19 protein-coding genes are annotated in these 18,851 nt (G+C 62.7%); 5 read left to right on the forward strand and 14 right to left on the reverse strand.

Annotated elements, in window-relative coordinates:
• Position 1: 1 nt before the first annotated feature.
• The 4 genes from ACIOAU_RS11305 to ACIOAU_RS11320 all read right to left on the reverse strand — a co-directional run bounded on the left by ACIOAU_RS11305 (position 2) and on the right by ACIOAU_RS11320 (position 3,584).
• Positions 2-796, reverse strand: coding sequence for an ABC transporter permease (locus ACIOAU_RS11305; RefSeq protein ID WP_101321696.1), 795 nt, complete (start codon positions 794-796; stop codon positions 2-4).
• Positions 786-1,592, reverse strand: coding sequence for an ABC transporter permease subunit (locus tag ACIOAU_RS11310; RefSeq protein ID WP_312388446.1), 807 nt, complete (start codon positions 1,590-1,592; stop codon positions 786-788). Before ACIOAU_RS11310 ends, ACIOAU_RS11305 begins: the two co-directional genes overlap by 11 nt.
• A gap of 29 nt (positions 1,593-1,621) precedes the next feature.
• A complete protein-coding gene (locus tag ACIOAU_RS11315; protein WP_101321694.1) occupies positions 1,622-2,428 on the reverse strand; it encodes an alkaline phosphatase family protein in 807 nt (268 codons plus the stop codon).
• A 94-nt stretch (positions 2,429-2,522) separates the two neighbouring features.
• Entirely contained in the window at positions 2,523-3,584 is a 1,062-nt protein-coding gene (locus ACIOAU_RS11320; RefSeq protein ID WP_101321693.1) for an ABC transporter substrate-binding protein, read from the reverse strand.
• A 330-nt stretch (positions 3,585-3,914) separates the two neighbouring features.
• On the opposite strand from ACIOAU_RS11320, the gene ACIOAU_RS11325 reads away from it, so the two are divergent.
• Positions 3,915-4,628 (forward strand): UTRA domain-containing protein, encoded by a 714-nt coding sequence (locus tag ACIOAU_RS11325; RefSeq protein ID WP_401181975.1) that lies wholly within the window; start codon positions 3,915-3,917, stop codon positions 4,626-4,628.
• A gap of 9 nt (positions 4,629-4,637) precedes the next feature.
• Here ACIOAU_RS11325 and ACIOAU_RS11330 read toward each other — a convergent pair whose 3' ends face one another.
• The 7 genes from ACIOAU_RS11330 to minC form a co-directional block, all read right to left on the reverse strand.
• Positions 4,638-6,815: a mechanosensitive ion channel family protein gene (locus ACIOAU_RS11330; protein ID WP_220632409.1), complete on the reverse strand. Its 2,178-nt coding sequence runs from the start codon at positions 6,813-6,815 to the stop codon at positions 4,638-4,640.
• Positions 6,816-6,859: 44 nt separating this feature from the next.
• Complete coding sequence (locus ACIOAU_RS11335; protein WP_178080787.1) at positions 6,860-7,027, reverse strand: hypothetical protein; 168 nt, start codon at positions 7,025-7,027, stop codon at positions 6,860-6,862.
• Positions 7,028-7,122: 95 nt separating this feature from the next.
• The gene (locus ACIOAU_RS11340; protein WP_101321690.1) at positions 7,123-8,412 is read right to left on the reverse strand and encodes a M18 family aminopeptidase; all 1,290 of its coding nucleotides are present in this window, start codon (positions 8,410-8,412) and stop codon (positions 7,123-7,125) included.
• Positions 8,413-8,483: 71 nt separating this feature from the next.
• The gene (locus ACIOAU_RS11345) at positions 8,484-9,119 is read right to left on the reverse strand and encodes an RluA family pseudouridine synthase (protein ID WP_101321689.1); all 636 of its coding nucleotides are present in this window, start codon (positions 9,117-9,119) and stop codon (positions 8,484-8,486) included.
• 138 nt (positions 9,120-9,257) lie between these two features.
• A complete protein-coding gene (gene minE / locus ACIOAU_RS11350; RefSeq protein WP_101321688.1) occupies positions 9,258-9,512 on the reverse strand; it encodes a cell division topological specificity factor MinE in 255 nt (84 codons plus the stop codon).
• A 3-nt stretch (positions 9,513-9,515) separates the two neighbouring features.
• Positions 9,516-10,328: a septum site-determining protein MinD gene (gene minD / locus ACIOAU_RS11355; protein ID WP_101321687.1), complete on the reverse strand. Its 813-nt coding sequence runs from the start codon at positions 10,326-10,328 to the stop codon at positions 9,516-9,518.
• 100 nt (positions 10,329-10,428) lie between these two features.
• Positions 10,429-11,187 carry a septum site-determining protein MinC gene (gene minC / locus ACIOAU_RS11360; protein WP_150572547.1) on the reverse strand — a complete coding sequence of 253 codons (759 nt, stop codon included), beginning with the start codon at positions 11,185-11,187 and terminating at the stop codon, positions 10,429-10,431.
• Positions 11,188-11,298: 111 nt separating this feature from the next.
• On the opposite strand from minC, the gene ACIOAU_RS11365 reads away from it, so the two are divergent.
• Positions 11,299-12,234, forward strand: a complete 936-nt coding sequence (locus ACIOAU_RS11365) for a lipid A biosynthesis lauroyl acyltransferase (RefSeq protein WP_401181981.1) — start codon at positions 11,299-11,301, stop codon at positions 12,232-12,234.
• Between the two features lie 25 nt (positions 12,235-12,259).
• Positions 12,260-13,402: a patatin-like phospholipase family protein gene (locus ACIOAU_RS11370; RefSeq protein ID WP_101321684.1), complete on the forward strand. Its 1,143-nt coding sequence runs from the start codon at positions 12,260-12,262 to the stop codon at positions 13,400-13,402.
• Positions 13,403-13,437: 35 nt separating this feature from the next.
• Here the strand turns inward: ACIOAU_RS11370 and ACIOAU_RS11375 are convergent, their stop codons facing one another.
• The gene (locus ACIOAU_RS11375) at positions 13,438-14,253 is read right to left on the reverse strand and encodes a VacJ family lipoprotein (RefSeq protein WP_101321683.1); all 816 of its coding nucleotides are present in this window, start codon (positions 14,251-14,253) and stop codon (positions 13,438-13,440) included.
• Complete coding sequence (locus tag ACIOAU_RS11380; protein WP_150570913.1) at positions 14,246-15,544, reverse strand: serine/threonine protein kinase; 1,299 nt, start codon at positions 15,542-15,544, stop codon at positions 14,246-14,248. Before ACIOAU_RS11380 ends, ACIOAU_RS11375 begins: the two co-directional genes overlap by 8 nt.
• Positions 15,545-15,774: 230 nt before the next feature.
• Here ACIOAU_RS11380 and ACIOAU_RS11385 point away from each other — a divergent pair, with 230 nt between their 5' ends.
• The gene (locus ACIOAU_RS11385; protein ID WP_259078940.1) at positions 15,775-16,152 is read left to right on the forward strand and encodes a hypothetical protein; all 378 of its coding nucleotides are present in this window, start codon (positions 15,775-15,777) and stop codon (positions 16,150-16,152) included.
• Between the two features lie 3 nt (positions 16,153-16,155).
• On the opposite strand, the gene ACIOAU_RS11390 is transcribed toward ACIOAU_RS11385, so the two are convergent.
• A complete protein-coding gene (locus ACIOAU_RS11390) occupies positions 16,156-17,715 on the reverse strand; it encodes a beta (1-6) glucans synthase (protein ID WP_150572548.1) in 1,560 nt (519 codons plus the stop codon).
• A gap of 206 nt (positions 17,716-17,921) precedes the next feature.
• Between ACIOAU_RS11390 and ACIOAU_RS11395 the strand changes: the two genes are divergently transcribed.
• Positions 17,922-18,770 carry a glycine betaine ABC transporter substrate-binding protein gene (locus ACIOAU_RS11395; protein WP_150572549.1) on the forward strand — a complete coding sequence of 283 codons (849 nt, stop codon included), beginning with the start codon at positions 17,922-17,924 and terminating at the stop codon, positions 18,768-18,770.
• The last annotated feature ends 81 nt before the right edge of the window (positions 18,771-18,851 follow it).

The following is an 18,851-nucleotide window of genomic DNA, read 5'->3' on the forward strand; positions in this document are numbered from 1 at the left end:
CTCAGGGTTTGTCCTTGTTCAAGCGATTGGCCACCCAGGTCAACACCAGGACGAAGGCGAAATAGGAAATCACCAGCGCGCTGTTGAAGTGGCCGCTGCTGTTGCGCATGTTGTTCAGGTACACCTGCAGCGTTTCGTAGCGGGTACCGACCAGCAGGTTGGCGAACACGAATTCGCCGAACAAAAACGAGAACGACAGCAACAGCGCCACCATCAGGCCCTTGCGCAGGTTTGGCAGCACCACCAGAAACGCCGCCTGCCAGGTGCTGGCACCGAGCAGTTGGGCAGCGTCCATCAGGTCGCGCAGGTTGATCGCCTGCAGGTTGTTGGTGATGGCCCGGTACATGAACGGCAGCGCTACGGTGAAGTAGCAGCCGATCAGAATCCACGGCGTACCGACCATCGCCATCGGCCCGCTGCCATACAGCTGCAGCAAGCCCACCGACGACACCACCGGCGGTACTGCAAACGGCAGCAGGATGAGGATGTTCATCAGCGCATCCAGCCGCGGGAAGTGGTAATGCACCACAAACAGCAATGGCAGGATCAGCACCACCGACAACAGCAGCGCGCCGACGCACACCAGCAGCGACTGGCCGAAGGCGGCCAGAAAGCGCGGCTCGCTCCACAGCGCCACGTACCATTTGAAAGTCAGGCCGCTGGGCAACAGGCTCGCCGACCAGCTGGTCGACAGCGAGTAGAGCAGGGTGCCGGCCAGCGGCAGCAGCAGGATCAGAAACAGCAGGTAGACCACGGCGCGGTGGTACCAGCCGCCAGGGCGGGATTCAGCGCGCATGGTAGCTCCTCTTCAACAGCCATTGATGAACCACCGTGACCAGCGTCATCAGCCCCACCAGCACCATCGCCAGGGCGCTGGCCAGGTTCGGGTCGAGGCTGATGTCGCCCGCCACCAGCGCCGCGATGCGGATCGGCAGCACGTTGAAGTTGCCCGTAGTCAGTGCATAGACCGTGGCGTAGGCACCGAGGGCATTGGCCAGCAGAATCACGAAGGTGCCGAGCAGCGCCGGGGTCAGCACCGGCAGGCCGATGTGCCGCCAGAATTGCCAGTGGCTGGCGCCGAGCAGCGCCGCGGATTCGCGCCAGTCTTCACGCAGGGCGTCGAACGCCGGGTACAGCAGCAACACGCCGAGCGGGATCTGGAAGTAGGTGTACACCAGGATCAAGCCGGTCTTGGAATAGATGCTGAAGTCTTCGAGCAGGCCGATCTGCTTCAGCAGCAAGGTCAGTGCGCCGTTGAAGCCGAGCAGAATGATGAAGGCGAAGGCCAGCGGCACTCCGGCGAAGTTGCTGGTCATGTTGGCGAAGGCACTGACGAAGTCGCGCAGCTTCGAGTCGACCTGGCGCAGCGAATAGGCGCCAAGGGTGGCGATGATGATGCCGAACAGGCTCGACCAGAAGCTGATCTCCAGGCTGCGCTGCAGCGCCTGCAGATAAAACTTGGAGGCGAACACCTTGCTGAAGTTGTCCAGGCTCCAGCCGCCCTCGGCCTGCACGCTGTGAATCGCCACCCAGCCCAGCGGCGCGATCTGGAACACCAGAAAGAACAGCGCGAACGGCAGCAGGCAGAGCATGGCCAGGTAGCGCCCGCGGGTGCCGGCCTTCACGACAGCAGCTCGCGGCAAACGCTTTTGTCATGGGCGGCGCCGAGCAGCTCGCAGATTGTTCCGCACAGCTCGGTCTGTAGCGGCTTGGCATTCTGGTCGAGGCTGAAGGCGCTGCCGAAGACGAACAGCGGCACCTCGCGCTCCTCGGCCAGCAGGCCATTGTGCGAGCGGTCGTTGTTCATGCCATGGTCGGCGGTCACCAGCACCTGGTAACCCTCTTCGAGCCAGCGCGGCAGGTAGTCGGCCAAGAGGATGTCGGCACCGCGCGCGGCATTGCGGTACTGGCTGCTGTCGAGGCCATGACGATGGCCGGCATCGTCGATGTTCATCGGGTGTACCAGCAGGAAATTCGGGGCGTGGCGGCGGCGCAGGTACTCGGCGTCGGCCAGCAGGTGCGAGTCGGGGTAGTGATCGGCGTAGTAGAACAGCCCGTGCTGGATCGGCAGCTTTGGCGCATGGGTATGGCGGTCGCGCAGCGGGTCGAACGGCGAGCGATTGTACAGCTCGCTCATCCAGTGATAGGCCGCAGCCGCAGTGCCCAGGCCTGCCTCGCGGGCGTAGTGAAACACGCTGCGCTGGTTGGACAGGCGGTTGACGTTGTTGTGGACGATGCCGCTTTCCAGCGGTGGTACGCCGGTGAGAATACACTCGTAAAGCGGCCGCGACAGCGACGGCAGCTCGCACTGGACCCGGTACAGCGCAGCGCGGTCAGCCTCGACGTAAGCGTGCAGGTGGCCCATCGCATGGTGGGCGACCTCGTGGTTGAGGCCGTCGAGCAGGACCAGAATGACGTTGTGTTGCATGGAGACTCCACGGCAGGTGGATCACACGGTGGGGTTGCCCTCTGCCCCGCTGTTACGGTGCAGAGAGCTGTTCAGAGCATTACCCAAGCAAGCGTCATTCCATCTCGATGATGACCTGCTCCTGCCATTTTTGCGGCAGCGCCTTGGAGGTGGTCTCCCAGGCTGTGGCGTCCTTGATTGGCTGGGCCGGCGCGTACTGCTCATTGGGCAGCAGCTTGGCCTGTACATCAGCCGGCAGCTTCAGGTGCTCGGCACGGATCGGCCGCGCGTGGCCGTTGGCCAGGTTGATCTGGCCGGCGTCGCTGAAGATGTATTCGCGAGCCAGCTTGGCCGCGTTGGGGTTTTTGGCGTACTTGTTGATGATGGTGGTGTAGCCCGAGGTAATCGAGCCGTCAGCCGGAATCAACACCTCGAAGCGCTCAGGGTCGATCTGCTGGCGGTAGCTCAGGCCATTGAAGTCCCAGACCACGCCGACTTCCACTTCGCCTTTCTCCAGGGTCTGGATGGTCGGGTTGGCCAGCGACAGGCGTTTCTGCTGAGCCAGTTTGGTGAACAGCTGCAGGCCTGGCTCGATGTTGCGTTCATCACCCTTGTAGGCGATGGCCGCGGCGAGCACGCCGTTGGCCGCTTGGGCTGCGGTGCCGACGTCACCGATGGCGACCTTGTACTTGCCCTTCTCGAGGTCGTGCCAGGTTTTCGGCCGCTCGCCTTCCTTGACCAGCTGCTTGTTGATGATGAAAGCAATGGTGCCGGTGTAGGCCAGCGCCCAGTGGCCGTCCTGGTCCTTGGCCCAGGTCGGTACCTGATCCCAGGTGCTTGGCTTGTACGGCTGGCTCACGCCCTTGGCCACGGCGATCGGGCCAAAGGCGGCACCGACGTCACCGATGTCGGCGCTGGCGTTGTCCTTTTCCGACTCGAACTTGGCGATTTCCTGCGCCGAGCTCATGTCGGTGTCCATGTGCTTGAGGCCGTACTTGCTGGCCAGGTCATCCCAGGTAGCTTTCCAGTTGGCCCACGCATCGGGCATACCCACGCTATTCACCGCGCCTTCCTTGCGGGCTGCATCTTCCAGTGTCTTGAGGTCGTCGGCGGCCATTGCCGAGGTGCACAGGGCGATGGCCGAACCGAGCAATGACGCCATGAAAAACTGTTTCATCCGAAGCTCCTTGGGTGGGAATGCCTTGCAGGCGATATGAGGATGCAAACCGTGCGCGTGACGTAAGTGGTCTAGGTCAGCAAACCTTGCGCCAAGGTAGGCCGCCAGCGTGACAGTTTGATGTAGGTCAGCGCCTTGGCCGGCCTACCGGGATGCCTGAAAATACAGCGTAGACCAGATCCCGTGCCTTGATTCGCCTGGCCTGATGCATTTTCAATGTCACCCTTGAGGGGGCTTCTGTAACCGGATGTTCATGGCCTGTGCCTAGGCTTGCACTATTCTCCAGTTGCCCTGTTGTGGGGCTGGACTAGTCCAGATAGGTAACCTTTGATGCAAGCGACGCCAGCGCGCGCGGTAACAGTCATCTGTCATGCCCTGCAGGAGCAGATCGAACACGGCCTGCTGGCGCCGGGCGGCAAACTGCCGGCCGAGCGCAAGCTCAGTGAAGTCTTCGCCACCACGCGCATCACCCTGCGCGAGGCACTGCTGCAGCTGGAGGCACAGGGCTTGATCTATCGCGAAGAGCGCCGTGGCTGGTTCGTTGCGCCGCAGCGGTTAAGCTATGACCTGATTGCCCGTAGCCACTTCCACGCGATGGTTCGCGAGCAGGGGCGGGTACCGACCACCGAGCTGTTGTCGGCGCGCCTGCAGCCGGCCTCGGCGGCGATCTGCGCGCGCTTGCGCCTGCCGGGGTTGTCCAGCGTGGTGCAGATCTGCCGGGTGCGGCGGATTGACGGGCGCGCGGTGCTGTATACCGAGCACTACCTGGCGCCAGCGTACTTCCCGCAGATTCTCGAGCAGGACCTCAGTCAGTCGCTGACCGAGATCTACGCTCGCGAGTATCAGATTGAATATGGCCGGGTCTGCTTCGAGATCCTGCCCACCGCGTTGCCTCTGGCCGCCGCCAGTGCGCTGAAGATCTCAGCGGGCAGCCCGGGCTTGCAGGTGACCCGGGTCAACTGCGATCAGCATGATCATCTGATCGACTGTGACCTGGAGTACTGGCGCCATGATGCAGTGCGGATCAGGGCCGAGGCGGGCTAGCTTGAACAGTCAACGGGTCGGCGGCGCTGTTGGTGCATCCTGGGCAACCGCTTCGCTCAGCCCGCCGCCACCGGCCGTGACCACCTGCACCGACAGCCGCGGCATCGCCAGGTCGAGGCCGGCTGCGTCAAGTTGGCGTTTGAGCGCCAGGTTGAACGCCCGCGACACTTCCCACTGCTTGATCGGCGCAGTCTTGAAGCGCGCCCGCAGGATCGCCTGGCCGGCCTCGAAGCTTTCCACCCCTTGCAACTCCAGTGGCGACCAGATGTTGCGGCGCATCAGCGGGTCGCTGCGCAGGGTCTGGCCGACCTCACGGATCAGGGTGATGGCCTTGTCGATACTCATGCCGTGAGGCACGGCCACGCGGAAGATCGCGTAGCCGAACTCACGCGAGTAGTTCTTGATGCTCTTGATTTCGCTGAACGGGATGGTATGCACGATGCCATCGATATCGCGCAGGCGCACGGTGCGGATGGTCAGGCCCTCGACGGTGCCCAGGTGGCCGCCGACTTCGACATAATCGTCGATGGCCAGTGAGTCTTCGATGATGATGAACAGCCCGGTGATCAGGTCGGCGACCAGCGACTGCGCACCAAAGCCGATGGCCAGGCCGATGACACCGGCACCGGCCAGCAGCGGCGTGACGTTCATGCCCATGTTGGCCAGGGCGACAATCACCGCAATGATGAAGATAGCCACGAACATGACGTTGCGGATCAGCGGCATCATGGTCTGCGCGCGGGCGTTGGCCAGGCCACGGCGCGAGCGCACCAGCGCATGATGCACCGCCGTGTCGGCGAGGATCCACACCAGCCAGGCGGCGATCAGGGTACCGGCCAGGCCGAGCAGACGCAGGCTGACGTCATGCCCTTCGCCCTCGGCAAAGCCGATCATCGACAGGCCCCAGACGCGCAGGCCAAGCTCGATGAACACCAGCCAGATCAGCACATGCAGCAGGGCGTAGCCAAAGTTGCGCAAGCGCTCGGCATACACCGCCTGACGGCGATTGATCCGCTTCGGGTTGGCCGCGTGGCGGCGCACCAGGCCATTGACCACCATGCACACCACTACCAGTACGGTACACATCAGCGACTGGCGCAGGGCAGTGCTGGTATCGCCAGCGGAAACGAAGGTGGCCACCAGCGAGATCGCCACCAGAATCATTGCCGGAATGAACCAGAAGCTGCCGAGAATCTCGATGGTGTCACTCAGGGTGCGCCGGTTCAGCCGACGCGACAGTGGCTGGTTGCGAATCAGGTGGGCAATCGGGCGGCGGAAGCGCAGCACGAACAATCCGGTGCACAGCGCCGCCAGCACGTTGGCCAGGGTCGCCAGAGCGTGGGCCAGATGGGTGCCCAGCGCTGCGGTCAGGCGCGGGTCGTTCATCGCTTCGCCAAACGCCGCGAAACTGCCGATCAGCCACAGTGGGCGAAACGCCTGATGCCGCAGAATATGCAGGGCGCGGTGGCGGTGCGGGCCATCGAGCAGGGAGAAGGCAATCACGCAGATCGCCGAGAAGCAGGTGCCCACTACCAACGCGTAAGCCAGCACCATCGCCATCGATTTGCCCAGCGAGGGGGGCAGGGCGAAGCTCAGGTAGACGGTGATGATCAGTGCCACCAGCCACGGCCCCAGTTTGCGCAAGGCAAACAACACCAGGTCACCGGTGCGCGGGTGTTGCGGCAGCTCAGCCTTGAGACCGAAGCGCAGGCGCACGCGCTGGCCGATCCAGTTGAACAGCATGGCCAGCAAGCTCCACACCGCAATCACAGCCGCGAAGCCGAACAGAATCGCCGGCCACTGCTGCACCGGCACGATCAGCGCGCTGAGCTCATCCTGGGCCTGATTGATTTCCAGCGACCAGCGCCGAAACGGGCTTTCATCGCCGCTGAACTGCTTTTCAATGTCATGCAGGGCGCCGCTGATGAGCCCGAGCACGCCTTGTTCCGGGTTGGCCTGGGTCTGTTTGCTGGCATCACGGAGTTTTTTCAGGTCGGCCAGCAGCTTGCTGCGTTGCTGGTCGTTTTCGAGGTTCTTGATCACCTCGTCCAGCGACTTGGCCAGCGGCTCGCTGGCTTGCGGTTGTGCCGGCGCGCTCGAGCCGAGCAGGCCGGGAATGCCGGCGGCATAGCTCGGCGTGATGAACAGCAACAGCAGCAGGGTCAGGCAACGCAGGAAGACAGGCACCGGAAAAACTACCTCAGGACAATCGATCGACCGAGTGTAGAGGTTTATGTGGGCAGTTTCTCGAGGATCTTCCAGCACATGATGCCGAAAATGCCCAAGGTGCCGATCCACATCATCAGCACCCCGGCGTTGCGCTCGCGCAGGCTGAAGCCGATGGTCAGCAGCATCAGGAACAGAAATACCGGAACGAACAACGAGAGAAAGGGCGACATGCGACAGAATCCTTCTGCGGGGTAACTGGATAGCCACTATGCATCCAGCATAGCGGCTGCGCCGAGGGTGGCCATTGACCCTCGGCAGGTTGCCTTCAAGGCAGTTCGCGGGTGCGGTAGAACGCGCTCAGAACCTTGACCAGGTGAGCCAGGTCATGGCTGCCGCACAGCTCGCGGATCGAGTGCATGGCAAAGGTCGGCAAGCCGATGTCGACCGTGCGCACACCCAGGTGGCTGGCGGTGATCGGGCCAATGGTCGAACCACAACCCATGTCGCTGCGCACCACAAAGCTCTGCACTGGTACTTCTTCAGCCATGCACAGGTGGCGGAAGAACCCGGCGGTTTCGCTGTTGGTGGCGTAGCGCTGATTGTTGTTGACCTTGATCACCGGCCCGGCATTGAGCTTGGGCCCATGATTACCGTCGTGCTTGTCGGCGTAGTTGGGGTGCACGCCGTGGGCGTTGTCGGCCGAGATCATCAGCGAACGCTGGATCACGCGAACGTACTCGTCGCCATCCGGCAGCAGGCGCTGCAGGGTTTGTTCGAGCATTGGGCCGTCGGCGCCGCAGGCCGAGCTGGACCCGACTTCTTCATGGTCGGTGCAGACCAGCACGCAGGTCTCGTCGCTGTCGGTTGCCAGCATCGCCTGCAGGCCGGCATAGCACGACAGCAGGTTGTCGAGGCGGGCGCCGGCGATGAAGTCACCATTGAGGCCGATCAGGGCCGCGTCCTGGGTGTCGTAGAAGCTCAGCTCGTAGTCGAGCACCACGTCGGCATTCAGTTCGTGTTCGCGGGCCAACTGCTCGGTGAGCACAGCGCGGAAATCGACCCGCTCGTCACCGGCCACCTGGGCGATGATTGGCGGCAGTTCGAGCTGGGCATTGATCGGCCAGCCTTCGTTGGCGGTGCGATTGAGATGGATCGCCAGGTTGGGGATCACCGCGATCGGCAGCTTGAAGTCGACCAACTGGCTTTCGACCTTGCCATCACGGCGGAAGGTCACCCGCCCGGCCAGCGACAGGTCGCGGTCGAACCACGGCGCCAGCAGCGCGCCGCCGTAGACTTCGACGCCCAGCTGCAAAAAGCCGTGGCGCTGCAGTTCAGGCTGCGGCTTGACTCGCAGGCACGGGCTGTCGGTGTGCGCGCCAACCATGCGGATACCGCTCAGCAGCGGTGATAGCGAACCGAGCTTGATCGCGATCAGCGACGAGTCGTTGCGGGTCAGGTAGTAACGCCCGCCAGGCACGGTGGCCCAGCTGTCACGCTCGTCGAGGCGCTGAAATCCAGCGGCTTCGAGGCGCTGGACCAGGCTTGCCGTGGCGTGGAAGGGCGTCGGGGAGGCCTTGAGGAATTCGATCAGGCCCTGGTTCAAAACATCGCGCATAGTTCACTCCAGACAGCAATGGCGCGAGTTTAACGCAGTTCTGCGACGTTTTGTGTCGGCGCACAGCGACTTCAGAACGGAGCCGGGCACTCGAACTTCAAGCGCTCACCGCTGACCGGATGGGTAAAGCTGAGCATGCTCGCGTGCAGGCATAGCCGCTCATGGGCGGCCAGCGCCTCCGGGTTGGCGTACAGCCGGTCGCCGAGCAGCGGATGGCCGATCGACAGCATGTGCACGCGCAGTTGATGCGAGCGGCCGGTGATCGGCGTCAGCTCGACCCGGCAATAGTCGCCACAGCGCTCGACGATGCGCCAGAAGGTCAGTGCATGCTTGCCTTGCTCGTGGTCGACCACATGCCGCGGTTTGGTCGGCGGGTCATAGCGCAGTGGCAGGTCGATGCTGCCGCTGTCCAACGCCGGCTGGCCCCAGCACAGTGCGGTGTAGGCCTTTTCGGTTTCGCGATCATGAAACTGGCGCGACAGTTCTCGATGACTGTCGGCATCCCGAGCGAGCAGGATGATCCCCGAGGTTTCCCAATCGAGGCGATGCACGATCAGCGCTTCCGGGTAGCCGTTTTCCTGCAGGCGGGTGATCAGGCAGTCCTTGTTGTCGTCGGCGCGGCCCGGCACCGAAAGCAGCAGGGTCGGCTTGTTGATGACCAGGACAGCGTCGTCCTGATGAAGGATGTGCACGTTCGACAGGGGCATTGTTGCGTCTTCTCTGGAAAAACTGACAAAAGCGGCCCTGAACCGCAAAACAGCCACGGGCGGCACCAGATGTTCTGGTTGCGTCAGTGGCTGCTTCGCGGTTCAGGGCCGCTCCTGCAGGTGTGCCTGCAGCGTTGATTAACGCTCGGGCAGGGTGATGTTCAGCTCGAGGATCGAGCAGCTGCCTTGGTTCTCCAGGGCAACCACCACGTCATCGTTGCCGATATTGACGTACTTGCGGATCACCTCGACCAGCTCTTTCTGCAGCGCCGGCAGGTAGTCCGGAGTGGTGCGCTGACCGCGCTCGTGCGCCACGATGATCTGTAGACGCTCTTTCGCTACCGACGCACTGCTCTGTTTCTGTCTGCCACGAAAGAAGTCAAAAAGGTTCATGGTTTACTTGCCTCCAAACAGGCGCGCGAAGAATCCTTGCTTCGGCATTTCGATGAACCGCAACGGAAGGTTTTTCCCGAGCAGGCGGTCGATGGTGTCGCTATAGGCCTGGCCTGCATCGCTCTGATCGTCGAGGATGACCGGCACGCCTTGGTTCGAGGCTTTGAGTACGGCTTCGGACTCCGGAATCACGCCGATCAGATCTACCGAAAGGATGTCCTTGACGTCGTCGACCCCGAGCATCTCGCCTTTGCTTACGCGCTCTGGGTGGTAGCGGGTGATCAGCAAGTGTTCCTTGATCGGGTCTTCATTACGCTCGGCGCGGCGCGACTTGCTCGCCAGCAGACCGAGCATACGATCCGAGTCACGTACCGAAGACACTTCCGGGTTGGTCACAATGATCGCTTCGTCAGCGAAGTACATGGCCAGGTGGGCGCCCTTTTCAATACCGGCAGGGGAGTCGCAGACCACGTATTCGAAGTCTTTCTTCAAGTCCATCAGGACCTTCTCGACGCCTTCCTGAGTCAGCGCGTCCTTGTCGCGGGTCTGGCTGGCAGCCAGCACGAACAGGTTCTCAAGGCGCTTGTCCTTGATCAGTGCTTGCTGCAGGTTGGCTTCGCCATTGACCACGTTGACGAAGTCATACACCACGCGACGCTCGCAGCCCATGATCAGGTCGAGGTTACGCAGGCCGACGTCGAAGTCGACGATGACAGTCTTGTGCCCGCGCAGGGCCAGGCCGGTACCGATGGCGGCGCTGGTGGTGGTCTTGCCCACACCCCCTTTGCCGGAAGTAACCACGAGAATCTTGGCCAAGGTGTTTCACCCCTAAATAAAATAGTCGGGACAGCAGTCCCTGAAAAAGCACAAAACGGCAACGATGAAAAAGTTGCTCTAAAAATGCCGCAAGTATCCGTTAAAGCCGGGTGATGTTCAACACATCGCCAGACAGGCTGACCTGTACCCCCGAACCCCACAGTGGGTCGCGGCGCAGGTCTTCGCAGACCCGGTACTGACCGGCAATCGAGACCAGCTCTGCGGTCATCTGCTGGCAGAAGATGCGCGCCTTGGTGTTGCCCTTGATCCCCGCCAGGGCCCGACCACGCATTGCGCCGTAGACATGGATGTTGCCATCGGCAAGAAGTTCCGCACCCGGGCTGACCGATGTGGTCACCACCAGGTCACCGCCCTGGGCGTAGATCTGCTGGCCACCGCGCACCGGCGTGGTGATGATCCGGGTCGGCCGCACTTCCGGCTCGGCGGGTACCACGGGCGCCGGTTCTGGCTCGGGCTTCTTGACTTCCGGCTCAGGCTCCAATGGCCGCTCGCGGGCACCGGACGGCGGCAGCACGGGCAGGTCGATGGCAATCGCCGCAGCGATGTCTTCGATACGGTTGGCGCGGATCGCCAAAGTGCGCAGGCCATGGTGGCGGCAGATGCGCATCAGCCCGGGCAAATCGATGGCGCCTTCGCCGGCCGGCAGTTTGTCCAGCGCCAGCACCAATGGTGTATTGCTGAAGAAATTCGGTGCCAGGGCGACTTTTGCCGCCAGCTGGCGGTCCAGCGATTCAAGGTCGTTGCGCGCCAGTTCCAGAACGGTAATGGCAAGCATGCTGCCCTTGAGCTGGAACGCGGGTGCGTGTTCGGGGGTGTGGTTTGGGCTCATGGTCTGCATAGACGGCTTGTAACGGAAAAAGTGCCCTGACTTATAACGAGAACGCGGGTTGCCCGCAACCGGCGGCGATCCGTTGTAGAATGCGCGGCCTTTGTCTTTCCGGAAGCTTGAATGGAACGCCCGCGTTTTCGTCGTTATTTTCTCCACCCGCGATTCTGGTGCCTGTGGTTGGGCCTGGGGCTGCTGTGGCTGACTGTGCAACTACCGTATCGGGCACTGCTGGCGCTCGGCCGTGCGCTGGGCGCGGTGATGTATCGCTTTGCCGGCGAGCGTCGGCGCATCGCTGCGCGCAACCTCGAGCTGTGCTTCCCTGAGCTTTCCGCCGACCAACGGCTGCGGTTGCTCAAAGAAAACTTCGCCTCCACCGGCATCGCCTTCTTCGAAATGGCCATGAGCTGGTGGTGGCCAAAGGCCCGGCTGGCGCAGCTTGCGCATATCGAAGGCATCGAGCACCTGCAGGCCGCCCAGCGCGATGGCCAGGGCGCGATTCTGATGGCGGTGCACTTCACCACCCTGGAAATCGGCGCCGCACTGCTCGGCCAGGTGCACACCATCGACGGCATGTACCGCGAGCATGGCAATCCGCTGTTCGACTTCATCCAGCGCAGTGGCCGCGAGCGGCATAACCTCGATTCGCTGGCGATCGAGCGCGAGGACGTGCGCGGCATGCTCAAGCTGCTGCGCAGCGGCCGCGCGATCTGGTACGCACCGGATCAGGACTACGGCGCCAAGCAGAGTGTGTTCGTGCCGCTGTTCGGTATCCCGGCGGCAACGGTTACCGCCACCACCAAGTTTGCCCGTCTGGGCAAGGCGCGGGTGATTCCGTTCACTCAGCGCCGGCTTGAGGATGGCAGCGGTTACCGTTTGGTTGTGCATCCACCGCTGCAGGACTTCCCGGGCGAGACCGAGGAGGCCGACTGCCTGCGCATCAACCAGTGGGTCGAGAGCGTGCTGCGTGAATGCCCGGAGCAGTACCTGTGGGCGCATCGCCGCTTCAAGTCCCGCCCTGAAGGCGCGCCACGGCTGTACGACAAGAAGCAGCGCTGACGCCAGCACATCCAGGGAGGATCAAATGACTGCAACCACGGGCCTGATTCTCTCTGGCGGCGGTGCCCGCGCGGCTTATCAGGTGGGGGTGCTGGCAGGTATTGCCGAGTTGCTGCCGCCTGGCGCGGCCAACCCGTTCCCGGTGATCGTCGGCACCTCGGCCGGGGCCATCAATGCGGTGACGCTGGCCAGCGGTGCAACTCGTTTTGCCGAATCGGTGCAGCGCCTGACCGCCTTCTGGCAGAACTTCAGCAGCCACTTGGTGCTGCGCAGCGACTGGCCCGGGGTGATTCGCCAGGCCAGTCGCTTCGTCAGCCACAGCTTGCTGGGTGTTGGCGGCGACGTGCCGGTGGCGTTGCTCGATAGCAGCCCGCTGCGTGGCTTGTTGCAAGCGCACCTGCATCTTGACGGCATTGGCGAGGCGCTGGCCAGCGAGCAATTGCGGGCCGTGGCCGTCACCGCCTTTGGCTACGACTCGGGCCAGGCAGTGACCTTCTATCAAGGCGGCGAGACCATTCAGCCATGGCTGCGCCACCGCCGGATTGGCGTGCCAACCGCGCTCAGCATCGAGCACTTGCTGGCCAGCTCGGCGATCCCTTTGCTGTTTGCCCCGGTCAAGCTTGGCGACGAATACTTTGGCGATGGTGCGGTGCGCCAGTCGGCGCCGATCAGCCCTGCCTTGCACCTGGGCGCAAGCCGGGTGCTGGTGGTCGGCGTCAGCGGCAACCCGCAACGGCCGGCGCCGCCGTTGCCCAGCCAGCGTCTGTTCAGCGGTCGCCAGCCAAGTCTGGCGCAGATCGGCGGGCACATGCTCAACAGCACCTTCATCGACAGCCTGGAAGACGACATCGAGCTGTTGCAACGGCTCAATCACCTCAGCCACCTGCTGCCGGCGCATTTGAATGCGCGGGCGCTGGGCCTGGCACCGATCGAGGTACTGGTGGTTGCGCCGAGCCAGCCGCTGGATGAAATCGCCGCTCGCCATCGACGCCAGCTGCCGGCGGCCTTGCGCATGTTCCTGCGTGGGCCGGGGGCGACTCGTACCAGTGGGGCAGGGGTGTTGAGCTATTTGCTGTTCGAGGCGAGTTATTGCAGCGAGCTGATCGAGCTTGGCCGGCGCGATGCCCTGGCCAAGCGTGGGGCGCTGAGTCGTTTTCTCGGCTTGTGAGTTTTGGGGCCGCAAAGCGGCCCCAAATATGCTGATTACTCGGCGATCTGCAGTTTGCGCGCCTGGGTGTAGACGTAGCGCACCTTCTCGTATTCGAACGGCGAATTCAGCTGGCCATAACGGAAGGCAGTGGTGTAGCGCTTGTCCACAGCCCGTAGGAACAGAATCTCCGGGTGATCGCTGGTGAAATTGGCCATGTCCAGGTAGTTGATCGACTGTTCGCCGGCGTAGTCCACCACCACCCCGGTGGTGTCGCGCAGGTTCGATGGGCCGAGGATCGGCAGCATGATGTACGGCCCGTCGGGTACACCATAGAAGCCCAGGGTCTGGCCGAAGTCTTCACTCTGGCGCGGCAGGCCCATCTTGGTCGCCGGGTCCCACAGGCCGCCGACACCGATGATGGTGTTGAACATCAGCCTTGCAGTGATCTTCGCCGACCGCTCGGCCTTGAGCTGCAACACGCTGTTGAACAGGTTGGGCACATCGCCAAGGTTGCTGAAGAAGTTGCTCACCCCGGTACGCACGAAGCGCGGCGTGATCGCGGTATAACCGTCGACGGCAGGCAGCAGCACCCACTGATCGAAGCGATAGTTGAAGTGGTAGATGCGCCGGTTCACCGACTCCAGCGGATCGTAGACATTCAGCGCGGTCAGGGTCGAGCGTTCGAACTCACGCTGGTCCAGCCCAGGGTTGAATTTGAGCGAGCGCAACGGGTCGAGAAAGCCATCGCTTTGCTCGACCGGCGCATCGGCCACGTTGGCATCGATCACGCTGGTACGCGGCGCGATCTCCTCGGCCTGGGCATACCCGGCGGCGAGCAAAGCGGTGACGAGCAGCAGTCGTTTAACCACGGAAGAACTCCAGCATGGCGTCGCTGTTGACGCGGTAATTGAGGTTGCCGCAATGGCCGCCGTGCGGGTACAGGGTCAGCCGATCGCCAAATACTTTACGCAGAAAACCGATATCGCCAGGGCCGAGGATCAGGTCGTCGGCATTGTGCATGACGGCAATCTTCGGGCTTTTGCTCAGGTAGCCTTCAAGGGCGTACAGGCTGGCTTGATCGACCAGTTGCAGCACGCTGCCACCGTCGGTGCGCACGCGCCACATCGGGATCACCTGCTCGGTCAGGTAGCACTCGAAGTCGCACTGCAGGGCGCGCTTGAACGCCGGGGTCAAGCTGGTGCCTTCGGTGATCGGCTGCTTTGGCGGGGTAATCAGGCCGCGGCGGTTGATCAGGTCGGAGGTAAAGGCAATGTCGGCCGCCGAGAAGCGGAACGAAGTGCCGATCAGCATCGCCATTTGCTCGTTGGACAGGTGCTCGCGCGAGCGCTGGAAGTCATACAGCAGCGCGTCGTTGAGGTCGATGTAGCCCTTGTCCTGGAAGTAACGGGTGAGCTTTTCCAGCATCAGTTCGTAGAACGTGGTGCTGCGGTCGATGCCCTTGACCTGGGTCTGCACCAGCTTGTCGAGGTTGCTCACCGAGGTGTAGAGGTTGACCGGCGGGTTGAGCAGCAGCACGCGCTTGAAGTTGAAGCTGCGCCGGGTTTCGTCCAGATGGCTGACAAACGCCGCATCGAGGGCGCCGAGGCTGTAGCCAGTGAGGTAAAAGTCCTTGATCGGCAGGCGCGGGTGCTGCGCGCGCACCGCCTGCATGACCCGGTACAGGTCCTCGGCATCTTCTTTGGTCACGCCTGGGGTGGCGAAGCGCGAGGCGGCGCTCATAAAGTCCCAGCTGGTCGGCGACGACAGCTGCACGACATGGAAGCCAGCCTGGTAGTAGAGCTTTTTCAGGTATTCGTTGGTCGAGCTGCTGTAGGGCGCGCCGGTGCCGGCAATGATGAAGATCAGCGGCGCTTCGTGGTCCTGGCGGGCCATGCGGTACTTGAGCTTTTTTACCGGCCAGAAGTTGTCCGGCAGGGTGAACTCACGCTCCGGACGCAGGGTGAGGCTGTAGTCGGCCTGGGTGATGTCATCATCACTGGGCAGCGTCGGCCGCAGTTCAGGCGGGGTGGTGGCAATCGTCGCCTCGAACGGGTTGGTTAAGGGAAAGCCATAGCTGGCGGCGTCGATATCCCGCGCCGAGGCGGCCGCAGCCATAAGCAAGCCACCCAGAAGGGCAGCGAGGCGCAGTGATCGAAGCATTGAATCCCCCAGAATATTCGGCAAGGCATGACGGTACGCAGGCTCTGACCACGGCCCAGCAGGCAAAGTTGCCGGGTGTATGGCCATTTGTTATGCCAGTTTTTACCGCGCCAGTGAATAGTGCGGTAACAATCGCTCTGTGCAACATAGCGGCTGCCGGGAAATCTTGCCTTGCACAGATGTCGCCAGTGATTATGCTGGCGTTTGTTTACATTTGCCCGGAGATCTTCATGCCTCGTTCATTGCCCGTCATTGTCCTGCTGCTGTGCCTGCCGTTGTGGCTGGCGGCCAGCTATGGCGTGCGCTACGGGCTGATGGAGGACGGCCAGTGGGTTGGCCTGTGCGGCGTACCTGCGCAGTATTGGCAATGCCAGGTGCGCTCGCTGCTGGGCCTGGCGATTCATTTTCAGCTGATTGCCTGGCTGGCTGTGGCCCTGAGCGTGCTCGCGCAACTGCTCAAGGGCCGCGCCGGCTGGTATCTGGCCGCAGTCGGCTTGCTGTTCGGGCTCAGCGCGCTGGTGCTGTATACCGCCAGTATCGCCGTGTTCGCGGTGGTCCTGGCCGGCTTGCGCCTGGTGCGTCAGGCACAAGGCGCCAGGCTGGCATGAAGGTCAGCGCTTACGCAAACTGCGCCACAACGCGCCGACCATCAGTACGCTGACCACTGCCCAGGCCCAGGCTTGCTGGTTGGCCAGCCCTTCACGGTACAGCTGTGGCAGCACCCCGGCGCCGATGATGAATGCCAGCAAGGCCACCTCGGCCCGACGCGCCACGACTGGTCGCAGCAAGTACACCAGCGCCGGCAACAACAACGAGGCAGTCGGGAAGCTGCGATAGCGCGGCTCGAAGACCATCGCCAGCATGCTCACTGCAGCGGCGAAACCCGCCGCCAGCAGCAGCCAGCCGGCGCGCGCTTCAAACCAGGCAAACAGCCGCTCACGCCAACCCTGGCGCTGCGCCAAGGCCAGCAGGGCGTGGGCCAGCACCAGCAGGTTCAGGCCTGCCAGCAACACTGCCCACAGCCATTCGCCGGCAAAGCGTGCGTTGGTCCGCATCAATTCGCCCCATAAGCCAAGGCTGGCAGCACCAATCGCTGCAAGCAACGGCAGCAGCAGTGCGGCCCGGGCATTGACCGGGCGCCCGGCAAACAGCAGTGCCGCCAGCAGCAACAGCGCACTCGCCGCCAACCACTGTGGCCACAGAGCCAGGTTGCTGACCGGCCCTTCGAGAATGCCTTTATCCTGCCGGTCGGCGTCGTACAACCCCCAGTAACCGCCCACCGCACCTTCGCTGGCACGCTTCCAGGGCTGGTCGAAGGCTTCGATCAGGTTATAGCTCCAGTCGTTCTGCTCTGCCATCGCTACAAAACCGCGAATGAAGCGTGCCTCGTTGACCCGGCTGGGCAGCGCGGTTTCACGCTGGCGGCCTTCGCTGGGCCAGCCGGTCTCGCCGATCATGATCTGCTTGGGCGCAAAACGGGCGCCGAATACCTGGCGCACCTCGGCGACATGGGCCAATGCCTGGTCGATGCTACGTGGGTCATCTTCCCAGTACGGCAGCAGGTGAATGGTCAGGAAGTCTACTGCCGGCGCGATCTGTGGATGCTGCAGCCAGAATTCCCAGACATCGGCGTAGGTCACTGGCACCGTGACCTGGGCCTTGACCCGCTTGATCAGCTCGGCCAGGCGCTCGCCGGTGACTTCCTTGCGCAGCAGGGTCTCGTTGCCGACGATAACCGCACTGACCACATCGGGGTTGGCATTGGCGGCGGCAATAAGCAATGCGACTTCCTTGTCACTGTCGACCGGATTGGCATTCACCCACGCGCCGAGCATGACTTTCAGGCCATGCTTGCGCGCCAGCGCCGGGATCGCCTCAAGACCGGTCATCGAATAGGTGCGGATGCACTGAAAACGTTCGGCCAGCAGGGCCAGATCGGCGTCCATCCGCGCCGGGCGCAGGCGAAACGGCTGGTCGAACGGCGATTGGTCCTTGTCGAACGGGGTGTACGAGGCGCACTGCAGTTTATGCGTCGGGCTGGCGGCGTCGGGCAGCAGCACCGGCTTGCCCAGCCCGTACCAGAGCGCGCCCAGCCCGGCGAGGGCGAGCAGGCAGGCGAATACAAAGAGTGGCAGCAGATTGCGGGCGGAGCGGGGCATCGGGCGGTCCATCGTCAGGCGCAAAGGGCTAGATGATAGCCGCAAATCGCCGGCGCCAACGCATTGGCATGCAAGGATCGCGCAGGCCAATGTCGGCCGATGGCGCTAATGGCCAAGTGCTGTCGCATCTGGTTAAGGTAGAGGTCGCGGCTGGAGCAGGTCGCGCTTTGTTGCAGGTTGATGATGCTATCTCCGAGACCTGACGAGGGGATGCATTGATGAACATGCGACGTATGCTGGGGGTGGGGTCCGCCCTGTTGTTGGCCATGAGCGCTGGGCAGGCCATGGCTAAAGAAGTAAGCATCGGTTATGTCGATGGCTGGGCCGACAGTGTTGCGACCACCAACGTCGCCGCCGAGGTTATCAAGGAAAAGCTCGGCTATGACGTCAAGCTGCAGGCGGTAGCAGCCGGGATCATGTGGCAAGGGGTTGCCACCGGCAAACTCGATGCGATCCTCTCGGCCTGGCTGCCGGTGACCCATGGTGAATACTGGGCCAAGAACAAGGACAAGGTGGTCGACTTCGGGCCTAACTTCAAAGACGCCAAGATTGGCTTGATCGTGCCTGAGTACGTCAAGGCCAACAGCATCGCAGACCTCAAGACCGACACCAGCTTCAAACAGAAGATCGTCGGCATCGACGCAGGCTCGGGCGTGATGATCAAGACCGAGCAGGCGATCAAGGATTACGACCTGACCGGTTACAAGCTGCAGGCCAGTTCCGGCGCCGGCATGACCGCCGAACTGGGCCGCGCCGAGAAAAAGCAGGAGTCGATTGCTGTTACTGGTTGGGTGCCGCACTGGATGTTCGCCAAGTGGAAACTGAAGTTCCTCGAAGACCCGAAAGGCGTGTTTGGCGCGGCTGAAACCGTCAACAGCATCGGCAGCAAGGACCTGGAGAAAAAGGCCCCGGAAGTTGCAGCTTTCCTGAAGAAGTTCCAGTGGCAGTCCAAGGATGAGATCGGCGAAGTCATGCTGGCCATTCAGGATGGCGCCAAGCCAGAACAAGCGGCCAAGGATTGGGTCGCCAAACACCCTGAGCGCGTGGCGGAGTGGACTGCCAAGTAACGCGTTGAACGAGCCATAGCAGCATCGCCGCCCAAGGTTGAGTCGTCACCTTGGGCGCGCTGTTTTCAGCTGAAAAAGCGC

Source organism: Pseudomonas sp. NPDC088322, assembly GCF_044740745.1.
Taxonomy (GTDB): Bacteria; Pseudomonadota; Gammaproteobacteria; order Pseudomonadales; family Pseudomonadaceae; genus Aquipseudomonas; species Aquipseudomonas shirazensis.

Bases quoted from the DNA above. Each gene is read 5' to 3' on its own strand.
- ACIOAU_RS11305 (WP_101321696.1), bottom strand. From the start codon at position 796: ATGCGCGCTGAATCCCGCCCTGGCGGCTGGTACCACCGCGCCGTGGTC.
- ACIOAU_RS11310 (WP_312388446.1), bottom strand. From the start codon at position 1,592: ATGCTCTGCCTGCTGCCGTTCGCGCTGTTCTTTCTGGTGTTCCAGATC.
- ACIOAU_RS11315 (WP_101321694.1), bottom strand. From the start codon at position 2,428: ATGCAACACAACGTCATTCTGGTCCTGCTCGACGGCCTCAACCACGAG.
- ACIOAU_RS11320 (WP_101321693.1), bottom strand. From the start codon at position 3,584: ATGAAACAGTTTTTCATGGCGTCATTGCTCGGTTCGGCCATCGCCCTG.
- ACIOAU_RS11325 (WP_401181975.1), top strand. From the start codon at position 3,915: ATGCAAGCGACGCCAGCGCGCGCGGTAACAGTCATCTGTCATGCCCTG.
- ACIOAU_RS11335 (WP_178080787.1), bottom strand. From the start codon at position 7,027: ATGTCGCCCTTTCTCTCGTTGTTCGTTCCGGTATTTCTGTTCCTGATG.
- ACIOAU_RS11340 (WP_101321690.1), bottom strand. From the start codon at position 8,412: ATGCGCGATGTTTTGAACCAGGGCCTGATCGAATTCCTCAAGGCCTCC.
- ACIOAU_RS11345 (WP_101321689.1), bottom strand. From the start codon at position 9,119: ATGCCCCTGTCGAACGTGCACATCCTTCATCAGGACGACGCTGTCCTG.
- minE (WP_101321688.1), bottom strand. From the start codon at position 9,512: ATGAACCTTTTTGACTTCTTTCGTGGCAGACAGAAACAGAGCAGTGCG.
- minC (WP_150572547.1), bottom strand. From the start codon at position 11,187: ATGCAGACCATGAGCCCAAACCACACCCCCGAACACGCACCCGCGTTC.
- ACIOAU_RS11365 (WP_401181981.1), top strand. From the start codon at position 11,299: ATGGAACGCCCGCGTTTTCGTCGTTATTTTCTCCACCCGCGATTCTGG.
- ACIOAU_RS11370 (WP_101321684.1), top strand. From the start codon at position 12,260: ATGACTGCAACCACGGGCCTGATTCTCTCTGGCGGCGGTGCCCGCGCG.
- ACIOAU_RS11380 (WP_150570913.1), bottom strand. From the start codon at position 15,544: ATGCTTCGATCACTGCGCCTCGCTGCCCTTCTGGGTGGCTTGCTTATG.
- ACIOAU_RS11385 (WP_259078940.1), top strand. From the start codon at position 15,775: ATGCCTCGTTCATTGCCCGTCATTGTCCTGCTGCTGTGCCTGCCGTTG.
- ACIOAU_RS11390 (WP_150572548.1), bottom strand. From the start codon at position 17,715: ATGGACCGCCCGATGCCCCGCTCCGCCCGCAATCTGCTGCCACTCTTT.
- ACIOAU_RS11395 (WP_150572549.1), top strand. From the start codon at position 17,922: ATGAACATGCGACGTATGCTGGGGGTGGGGTCCGCCCTGTTGTTGGCC.